10 protein-coding genes and 1 pseudogene are annotated in these 9,109 nt (G+C 70.3%); 8 read left to right on the plus strand and 3 right to left on the minus strand.

Going from position 1 to position 9,109, the window contains the following annotated elements; translation table 11 throughout:
* The first annotated feature begins 28 nt into the window (after nt 1-28).
* On the plus strand, nt 29-1,210 hold the full coding sequence (locus tag ACGFW5_RS24970) for an amidohydrolase (protein WP_393836515.1): 1,182 nt from the start codon (nt 29-31) through the stop codon (nt 1,208-1,210).
* A 120-nt stretch (nt 1,211-1,330) separates the two neighbouring features.
* Here ACGFW5_RS24970 and ACGFW5_RS24975 read toward each other — a convergent pair.
* A pseudogene (locus ACGFW5_RS24975) lies at nt 1,331-1,747 on the minus strand (SDR family oxidoreductase); the annotation flags it as partial.
* Nucleotides 1,748-1,770: 23 nt separating this feature from the next.
* On the opposite strand from ACGFW5_RS24975, the gene ACGFW5_RS24980 reads away from it, so the two are divergent.
* From ACGFW5_RS24980 to ACGFW5_RS24990, 3 genes are all read left to right on the plus strand, one after another.
* Complete coding sequence (locus ACGFW5_RS24980) at nt 1,771-2,217, plus strand: hotdog fold thioesterase (protein WP_393836516.1); 447 nt, start codon at nt 1,771-1,773, stop codon at nt 2,215-2,217.
* On the plus strand, nt 2,214-3,671 hold the full coding sequence (locus ACGFW5_RS24985) for an MFS transporter (RefSeq protein WP_393836517.1): 1,458 nt from the start codon (nt 2,214-2,216) through the stop codon (nt 3,669-3,671). The genes ACGFW5_RS24980 and ACGFW5_RS24985 overlap by 4 nt, the downstream gene beginning before the upstream one ends.
* Nucleotides 3,672-4,260: 589 nt before the next feature.
* Nucleotides 4,261-4,722 carry a ricin-type beta-trefoil lectin domain protein gene (locus ACGFW5_RS24990; RefSeq protein WP_393836518.1) on the plus strand — a complete coding sequence of 154 codons (462 nt, stop codon included), beginning with the start codon at nt 4,261-4,263 and terminating at the stop codon, nt 4,720-4,722.
* 77 nt (nt 4,723-4,799) lie between these two features.
* Here the strand turns inward: ACGFW5_RS24990 and ACGFW5_RS24995 are convergent, their stop codons facing one another.
* On the minus strand, nt 4,800-5,297 hold the full coding sequence (locus ACGFW5_RS24995) for a MarR family winged helix-turn-helix transcriptional regulator (RefSeq protein WP_393836519.1): 498 nt from the start codon (nt 5,295-5,297) through the stop codon (nt 4,800-4,802).
* Between the two features lie 119 nt (nt 5,298-5,416).
* On the opposite strand from ACGFW5_RS24995, the gene ACGFW5_RS25000 reads away from it, so the two are divergent.
* The 3 genes from ACGFW5_RS25000 to ACGFW5_RS25010 all read left to right on the plus strand — a co-directional run bounded on the left by ACGFW5_RS25000 (nt 5,417) and on the right by ACGFW5_RS25010 (nt 6,944).
* Complete coding sequence (locus ACGFW5_RS25000; protein WP_393836520.1) at nt 5,417-5,791, plus strand: cupin domain-containing protein; 375 nt, start codon at nt 5,417-5,419, stop codon at nt 5,789-5,791.
* Nucleotides 5,792-5,968: 177 nt separating this feature from the next.
* Nucleotides 5,969-6,205, plus strand: a complete 237-nt coding sequence (locus ACGFW5_RS25005; protein WP_393836521.1) for a hypothetical protein — start codon at nt 5,969-5,971, stop codon at nt 6,203-6,205.
* The gene (locus tag ACGFW5_RS25010; protein WP_393836522.1) at nt 6,123-6,944 is read left to right on the plus strand and encodes an amidohydrolase family protein; all 822 of its coding nucleotides are present in this window, start codon (nt 6,123-6,125) and stop codon (nt 6,942-6,944) included. Before ACGFW5_RS25005 ends, ACGFW5_RS25010 begins: the two co-directional genes overlap by 83 nt.
* 122 nt (nt 6,945-7,066) lie before the next feature.
* Here ACGFW5_RS25010 and ACGFW5_RS25015 read toward each other — a convergent pair whose 3' ends face one another.
* Nucleotides 7,067-7,639, minus strand: coding sequence for a GNAT family N-acetyltransferase (locus ACGFW5_RS25015; protein ID WP_393836523.1), 573 nt, complete (start codon nt 7,637-7,639; stop codon nt 7,067-7,069).
* 319 nt (nt 7,640-7,958) lie between these two features.
* Between ACGFW5_RS25015 and ACGFW5_RS25020 the strand changes: the two genes are divergently transcribed.
* Nucleotides 7,959-9,017: a hypothetical protein gene (locus ACGFW5_RS25020; protein ID WP_393836524.1), complete on the plus strand. Its 1,059-nt coding sequence runs from the start codon at nt 7,959-7,961 to the stop codon at nt 9,015-9,017.
* The last annotated feature ends 92 nt before the right edge of the window (nt 9,018-9,109 follow it).

The raw sequence follows: 9,109 nt of genomic DNA on the forward strand, positions 1-9,109 counted from the left end.
GTCGCACGCCGGATGACGAGGAGGCAGGGTGAACCCGACGTTCGAGGACGACGTCCATGCCGAACTGCGTGCGGCGGTTGCCGAGCGCGCCGACTCGCTGTGGCGGGTGGCGATGGGGCTGCACGACGACCCCGAATACGCCTTCGCCGAGCACCGGGCCGCCGCCCTGTTGGCGGGCGGCCTTGCGGAGGCCGGTTTCGCGGTGGAGAGAGGCGTGGCGGGACTCCCGACGGCGTTCACAGCCCGCTCCGGTCGCGGCCGCCCTGCCGTGGCGCTGCTGATCGAGTACGACGCACTGCCCGGCCTCGGGCACGCCTGTGGGCACAACCTCATCGCGGCCGCCGGCCTGGGAGCGGCACTCGCGCTCCGTTCGGTGCTGGGTGAATCGGCCGGATGCGTGATGGCGGTCGGCACCCCGGCCGAGGAGCGCGGCGGTGGAAAGGTCCTTGAGGCGGAGGCCGGTGTGTTCGACGAGGTCGACGCGGCGCTGATGTTCCATCCCGGGGTGCACAGCTGGACTCGGGCGCCGCTGACCGCTCAGGTGCAGTACCGGGTGGCCTTCCACGGCCGGGCCGCGCACCCCACCGGCAACCCGACCGAAGGTGTCGACGCGCTCGCGGCACTGATCGAGCTGTTCAACGTCCTGACCGCGCTCGGCCGGCGTCTGCCGGAGGCTTCCCACATTCAGGGCATCATCACCGACGGCGGCACCGCCACCAACATCGTCCCGGAGCGCGCGGAAGGGCTGTTCGGCCTTCGCGCCGCCACGACTTCGGCGCTGGAGGACTTGGTGGGGCAGCTGCGAACCGCCGCTGAGGGCGTCGCTCTGGCCACCGGCACCCAGGCGGAGGTGGAACGCGCCACCCTGCGCTATGACCACTTCCGTGACAGCGCGGTCCTGTCCGAACGGTTCGCGGGTCATCTGTCCCGGGCCGGAATCGAGCTGACACCGCCCGAACCGGGCGTCTACCTGGGCTCTTCCGACATCGGCAACGTCAGTACGCGCGTGCCTGCCATCCATCCCTTCGTCGCGATCATGGACGACGGATCGGACCACACCCCGGAGTTCGCCGCGGCCGCCGCTTCACCACGGGCCCGCACCGTGCTCCTCGCGGCGGCCGGGGCGCTGGCCTGCACTGCGGCCGACGTCCTCCTCCACGCGGGCCTTCGCGACGAGGCGTGGGCACGGCACCGTAGTGGCGGCCAGTGACGCGGGCGCATGCCGGCCAGGTGGAGGACCACCGCCCCGGACGTAGCCGGTGTGCGGTGAACGCCCGCGCCTCCTGCACCCGACCGCGGACAGCCGCGCCCGACCGCGGACAGCCGCGGCTCAGGCGCCCATCATGTGGGTGCCGCCGTCCACGTGGACGATCTCGCCGGTGGTCTTCGGGAACCAGTCCGACAGCAGCGCCACCACCGCGCGGGCGGCCGGCTCGGGGTCTTCCAGGTCCCAGCCGAGCACGGCTCGCGAGTACGCCGACACCTCCAAGGCCGTGGCCACCGAACTCCAGCCGGTGTGCAGGAAGTTGCCGCCGAGCGCGTCCTGCGGGGCGTACGCGATGGAGTGCACGACTCCGTCGAGCGCCCCGTCCGGGCCGAGGCGCCCTGCGACCCGGTCGGCCAGCGTCTCCATGTGCTCCGGGTTGCGCACGTCCAGGTCGACGATCGGGGCGGGTTCGGGCAGCCGCTTGGCGATCAGTGCGACCAGCGAGCGCCGGCCGAACGCGGTCAGGACGCGCGGCTCGCCCAGCAGGAGGGCGCCCGGGCCCGATGAGCGACTTCGTGGCCCCCCGCGACCTGTCGGCGTGGATCACCCGGCCCGGCGCTCCCGAGCCACTGGCCGCACGCATGGGAATCGAGCTCGTCGAGGCGTCGCCCGAGCGGCTTGTCGGCACCATGCCGGTCGCCGGCAACAAGCAGCTGTATGGAATGCTGCACGGCGGGGCCTCCGTCGTGCTCGCCGAGACCCTTGGGTCGATCGGCGCCGCCCTGCACGCGGGCGGTGGCCATATCGCCCTGGGCGTCGACATCAACGCCACGCACCACCGTCCGGTGCGCAGCGGCACCGTCACCGGCGTGGCCACTGCGCTCGCACTCGGACCGACGTCGGCCTCGTACGAGGTCGTCATCACCGACGAGGGGGGCCACCGCACCTGCACCGCCCGGATCACCGTCGCCCCCAACACCGTTCACCGTATGCAACGAGGGAAGAAATGACCGACGCGGCTCCCACCACCGCGCGTACCACCGAGGCCGGACCGGCAGGACCGGCCGTGGCCGCAGTCCTCTCCGTCCTGCTGGCCGGCACGTTCATCGCCCAGTTCGACTTCTTCGTCGTGAATGTGGCGGCGCCCACCCTTGAGAGCGACTTGGGCGCCGGGGCCACGGCGCTCGAACTCATCGTGGGCGGTTACGCGTTCGCCCTCGCCAGCGGCATGATCACCGGTGGCCGGCTTGGCGACCTGTACGGGCACCGCCGATTATTCACGCTGGGCATGGCCGGTTTCGGCCTCGCCTCGCTCCTGTGCGGCATCGCCGCGAGTCCGGGCCGGCTGATCGCCGCCCGGCTCTTCCAGGGACTGACCGCCGCCGTGCTGGCACCCCAGGTACTGGCGACGATCACGGCCACCTTCGCCCCGGCGGAGCGGGCGCGGGCCTTCGCCGCGTACGGCGTGACCGCGGGCATCGGCTCCATCGCGGGACAGCTTTTGGGCGGGCTCCTCCTCGACGCGGATGTGGCCGGGCTCGGCTGGCGGGTCATCTTCCTGGTGAACGTGCCGGTGTGCGCGGTGGTCGCGGTGCTGGCACCGCGGGTGCTGCCGAAGACCGAGCCGGGCGGGCGCACCGGCATCGACCCGGTGGGCGCGGTAGGCATCAGTGGCGCCCTCGCGCTGCTCCTGGTCCCGCTGGCGCTCGGTCACTCATCGGGCTGGCCGCTGTGGACCTGGCTGTCCCTGGCGGGCGGCCTCGTGCTCGGCGCGCTGACCCTGTGGTGGGAGGGGGCGCTGGGTGCGCGCGGCGGCTCCCCGGTACTGGACCTGACGCTCTTCCACGGCTCGTCGTTCCGCGCCGGGCTCATCGCGAGCGCCGCGTTCTACATCTACTTCGGCAGCTTCATCTTCACGCTGACGCTGCTCCTGCAAGGCGGCCTGACGCTCAGTCCGGTGCGCGCAGGTCTTGCCTTCACGCCCATGGGTGTCGCCTACATGGTGACGTCGATGGCGGGCAAGCGACTGACGGCCCGATACGGGATGAACGCGCTGATCGTCGGCGCCGCCGTGACCGCGCTCGGCCTGCTCGCGCTGCTGCTGCGGGCCCGGTCGGCCGGCTCCGGCATCGAGGTCGCCTGGATCTGCGGGTGCCTGTGCCTGGTCGGCCTGGGCAACGGTGTCGTGCTGCCCTCGCTCATCGGCGCGGCTCTGCTGCGCGTACCGCCGCAGAAGGCGGGCATGGCCTCCGGCGCGCTGACGACGGCCCAGCAGTTCGCGAGCTCGGCCGGGGTCGCGGCCGTCGGCGGGCTGTTCTTCACCGTCGCCGGCGACCGGCGGCCGGGTGCCGGATATCCGGACGCGATGGTCGCGGCGACCTCCGTGTGCCTGTTCATGGTGCTGGTGGTCATGGGCATGATGTGGGTGTTCCGGCGGATCGCCCAGGAAGCCCGCACGTCTTGAGCGATCCGGCGCGGCGGGCGCCGGGGCGGTCGCGGCGGCGCGGAGGACGCCGGGACGGTGGAGGCGGGGCCAACGCCGCCTCCAGGGCGCCGAGTTGACATGACGAAGAAACGCGAGCCCGGGGTACACCGTCAGTCAGAACCGTCTGGACATGCCACCCAAGCGTACCGTCGGTGGCCTCACCGCCTCACCGCCTCCTGTGTCAGGGCAGCAAGCGACCGAGACGGCGGGCGGGGACGAAGGGCCCGTGGCAAGTGTCCGCCGTCCTCGCCAGAACCCCGCATTCGCGCGCCGCCTTGAGCAGTGGTGGCCGAGCACGCCCGCCAAGCCCAGAACGCCGAACAGCCGTCGGCCACGCTCACCGCGACTCGCTGTCATGGCGGGGCATGCCACGGTCGGAACGGGGCGGGTGCGCGGGCAATGAGCGCCCTGAAGTCCCGTTACAAGCACGGCAGTTCGTGACGCGTCGCCTAGTGTAGGTCGTACCGGCAGAGCGGCCGGATTTGATCCTGTGGGGGCGCGTTTCGAGCTGTACTGTCGTGTTCCCGCTCATGTCTATGCGTCCCGGTTCCGCCGGACGGGAGTTCTCATGGTGTGGAAGAGGCTGGCCCTGATCGTTGCCGCTGCCGGGATGACGGCCGGCCTGAGCGTGACGCCGGCGGGTGCGGCGGCATCGACATCGACGTTCGAGGGCATGCCCAACACGGGGAAGTGCCTGGACTACCGGGCGGACTACGGCCCGTATGTGTTCGGCTGCAACTACGGCGACTACCAGTCCTGGTACTGGGACAACAGCATCGCGTACACGGCGCTCCGGCAACGGGCGACGGGGCTCTGCTTGACGGCGCGGAACGGGCTGATCGCCATGAAACAGTGCCTGGCCGATGACGCGGCGGCACTCTGGTCGGTACAGAAGGACGACACGGTGGGCGCGCTCATCAAGAACTCGGTGACGCACACGTGCCTGGCCAGAAACACGAACGACCGTGTGCAGCTGTCGACCTGCACGGGTGGGCCCTCACAGCGGTGGAAGATCCAGTACAGCGCCTGACTCGCCCCGCACCGTGGGCGGCGAGGCCGTGCGTGGTCGACCTCTCCGCCCGCAGCCGCGCCGCCCCACAGCGTGGTTCACCACACCGGTCGCAGGCCGGCCGGATGACCGCCGGGCAGCTGGTCCAGGTAGGCGCGCAGATCGTGGTGAATGGCGTCGAGGCGGTCGGCGCCGATGAGTTCTGCCCACTGCTGCTCGGACTCGCTCCACAACTGATCGGCGAGCCGCAGGTACTCCTGCCCGCGGTCGGTCAGCCGTAGGACCTGCGCCCGTCGGTCCGTGGGATGGGGGCGCCGTTGGAGGTAGCCCCAGTCCGCGAGTTCGGTGACGGTCTTGGACGCGGACTGTTTGGTCACGCCCAGGTGGGACGCGAGATCGACCGTTGTGGCTGCCGGGTGGTCCGCGAGGTAGCGGAAGGCGTAACCGTGCGCGGGACGAAGGGGTTCGCGCCCCAACTCGCTCAGCCTGGCGTGTAGATGGTCACTCATGGCACGAAAGGCCATCGCGAGCATCAGCGGCACTTCGCCGGGCCTACGGTCCGCGCCACCGAGGTCCGGGGCAGTGTGCGCCTGCATGGCATCCCTCCTGGGCGGGTGATGAGTACCCGACCATCATAGTCAGCCTGGTTGACCTTTTATGGAGCCCCGCCTATCGTCAAACTAGTCAGTTCAGTTGACCAGTTTTGGAGAAAATCATGCCTTTGTCGACTATTGCCGACGCTAGCGTCTTCGACCGCGACGGCTTCACGTTCCGCCCGCTTGCCGTGCCCTCCCGAGGAAGCGTGGAACTCGCGATCTGGGCACTGGAGATCGCTCCGGGAGCGGTCAGCGAGGCGCACTCGATGGACCGCGAAGAGGTTTTCGTCGTCGTCAGCGGCACAGTCTCGGCCACCGTCGCAGGGCTGGAGGTCCAGGCGGGCGACGGCGACGCGATCATCATCCCCGCCGGCGCGCAGCTGCGGATCCGCAACGCCTCCTCCGTATCCCCCGCGACCCTGACCGCGGTGACCTCGGCCGGAATGAACGCCACGGTCGGCGAGGCGACGTTCTGCCCGCCGTGGACGCAGTGAACTGACGCGGCCGGCCGCGGCCAACCGCGGCCGCTGCTCCGCCGGGTCTCGGTGGAGCAGCGGACACCGCCGACGAGAAGTGGCGGCGCCAGGGGCAGAAGACGGCGCAGAACGCAGAACGCAGAACAGGGAACAGGGAACAGGGAACAGGGAACAGGGAACAGGGAACAGGGAACCGTGACAGCCACCACCCGCATCGACGTACACGCCCACTTCCTGCCCGATGCCTACCTCAAGGCGGCGGCGGACGCGGGCCTGAGCAGCTTCGACGGCGGCATTCCCATCCCGTCCTGGAGCCCGGACGCAGCAAGGGAGTTCATGGACCGCCAGGGTGTCAGCGCAGGTGCTCTCGGTCCCTTCACCCACTGCCCACCACCTCGCCAAAGCCGCCGGAGCACCGGCCCTGGCCCGTAGCATCAACGAGGCGGCCGCCCAGGTCATCGAGCAGGACCCGAGCCGCTTCGGGGCTCTGGCGCACCTGCCGCTGCCCGACGTGGACGCGGCCCTGACAGAGATCGCCCACGCCCTGGACGTACTGCCGCTCGACGGCGTCATCCTGGCAACCAACTACGGTGGCAACTACCTTGGTGAGCCTGCTCTCGATCCGGTCCTGGCAGAGCTCGACCGACGCCACGCCACCGTGCTGCTCCACCCCACCGCCCCCGCCTGCTTCGCGCAGACCGGTCTGGGACACCCCGCACCACTCATCGAGTTCGTCTTCGATGTCGCCCGTACGGTCACCCATCTCATCTACACGGGCACAATGGCCCGTTACCCGCATCTGAAGATCATTGTTCCGCATGCCGGAGGCGCGATACCGGCTCTCGCCTGGCGCATCTCCGCCTTCGCCGCGCAGCCCGCGCTCACCCCCGGCGCGGATCTCACCTCTGCCGCCGTTTCGGCACACCTGCGCCGCCTCTACTACGACCTCGCGCTCGGAGCGAACCCGCACTCGCTTTCCACGCTGCTGGAAACCGCGGACCCACGTCATCTGCTGTACGGCTCCGACCACCCTTTCAGCCCCGAACCCCTCATCACCGCCAACGCCCGTGGTCTGCACGCCTATCCGGGCATCACCGACAGCGCCCGGCGCCTCATCGAGTACGACAACGCGCTGCCCCTCTTCCCGCGACTCGCCGCGCGGCTCGCCTGAGGGGACGCCAAGCCGGCGACGGCCGCCGAACTCGTCGAGAGCCCGGCCCCGCCGGAAGCGCGCCACCGACCGTGTCGCCCGCAGACACCCATCGGCGCATCCTGGTCCTGTGCAACACGCTCTCAGCCGACTGCGACCGGCATCGTCGACGGCCGCCACTCCCGCCTGATCAACCCGAACACCCACGAGTCGGACACCTCGCCGTTCACGACACAGTCCTCCCGCAGCGTCCCTTCCCGTACGAATCCGTTCTTCTCCAGAACCCGGGCGGAAGCCACGTTGCGAGTGTCGGTCTCGGCCTGGACCCGATTCAGGTCCAGTGTGTCGAAAGCCCACCGCAGCACGGCATGCGCGGCTTCCGTCGCGTAGCCGTGGCCCCACATCGCGTCGTCGAGGACGTAGCCCAACGACGCGCTGCGGTGGTCCGGGTTCCATCCGGTCAGACCGCACCAGCCGACGAAGGCCCCGTCACAGGCACGCTCGATGGCGACCCGCGCTCCGGTGCCCTCGTCGGCCATCCTCCCGCTCATCGCGATGAAGCGCTCAGCGCGCGCCCGTTCGTTCCACGGCGCGGAGTCCCAGTACCGCATCACATGGGCGCTGCTGTGCAGCGCGAAGAGCGCGTCCGCATCGGCGTCGGCGAAGGGGCGCAGTCTCAGGCGAGCGGTGTGCAGCGTGGGTGTGGCCAAAGTCATGCGCACCATGGTGCGTCCTCATGGAGTGGACAGGACAGCGAATATCCGGTCCTCGGCCGGCTCGTCATGAACAACGCGCCGCCCATCAACATCGTGCATTCCGCCAACCACACCACGCCCCGCCTTGCGACGAACTCCGCACGCGCTGAGGTGGGTTGATGCCCGGGGCCGCAGAACCGTACATGACCGACGTTGAACCCTCACCGTTCGTATGCAACTCGCTGGACATCGGGCAGACCCGCGGAAACCGACGCCCGTTCGAACGCGTCCTGGGACTCGATAGGCTTGTCGCTGAACTGCACGGATACGGGGAAACGGCATGAGTGGCGCGCTTTATACGGAACGGTCGTGGAATCCGCTGGCGCGGACTGTCGAGCTGACGGAAGAGAGCCTGCGTCGCGGCGGCCTCGTCACGCCGCTGAGCGAGCTGAACCTGGCGGCCATGGCCGAGGCGTTCCAGCGCGGTCACTGGCTCGGCGGCGGTGGGACGGAGCGCCCGTTGGACCGGCTGGCCGCAGGCAGTGGCGCTGTCCCAGTCACGCGCATCACCGGGACCACCGCCCTCGTGAAGGTGCGCCAGGCGACGGAATTCGCGCAGCGACTCGGCGAGTTGGCGATTCGGCACTGTGGCGGACCGGAGCAACTGAACGCGTTGGCAGAGCGGGCGCGGGAGGAGGGCGTACCGCTGTGGATGGGCCGCCGTTATGCCCCCGGGCCCGTCGGCCCCATCGGCGTGGCGGTGGATCGCCGACTGGTACGCGTGGACGTGTGGGGGCCGGGCGCTCCGCCCGTGCGGATACGGGCGCCGCGCGGCTTTTTGAGCAGCACCGGCGATCAGGCGCAGGGCCTGCGGATGACCGTCGGGGACATGGCGGCGTCCCTCGTCCTGAAGAAGAAGCTGCGCAAGTCCAAGAGCTACGCACGGGCGCGGTTGCCGCAGGGGGTATGGGAACTGCGACGGGCCAACTACAACAGCTCCTGGTTGCTGCGCGACGAGCAGAAGGTCGCCCTGTTGGAGCGACCGCCACGCCGTCCCCAACTCGACCCCGACACGGTGCTGCTGCCCCTGGCACCCGTGCGTTACGAGAGCGCGGACCCCCTGGACGCCGTCATGGCCCAGGCCTTCGCCGTCACCTTCGGCCTGGGCGACACCACGGGCACGGCCCGCTTCCGGATCCAGCGCCAAGCACCCAGGGCCGGCGAACCGGTCGCCTCGGACGACGCCTGGGACCGCCCCTGGTTCAGCAACCTGGGCCACGGCGGCGAGGACAATGAAGCGGGCGGCTCGGACGGCTGGGGCTTCGACGGCGGAGACGGGGGCGGCGACGGAGGCGGAGGGGACGGGGGAGACAGCGGCGGCGGGGACGGCGGGGACTAGGGGGTGTCTGGTGGATCAGGGTCGGTCAGGGTGCGGCGCCTGGTGCGGTGCATCGCAAGGCGTCGGAACGTCGTGATAGCGGAGCTATCGGG

The organism is Streptomyces sp. NPDC048416 (assembly GCF_043200435.1).
In the GTDB taxonomy this organism is placed as follows: Bacteria; Actinomycetota; Actinomycetes; order Streptomycetales; family Streptomycetaceae; genus Streptomyces.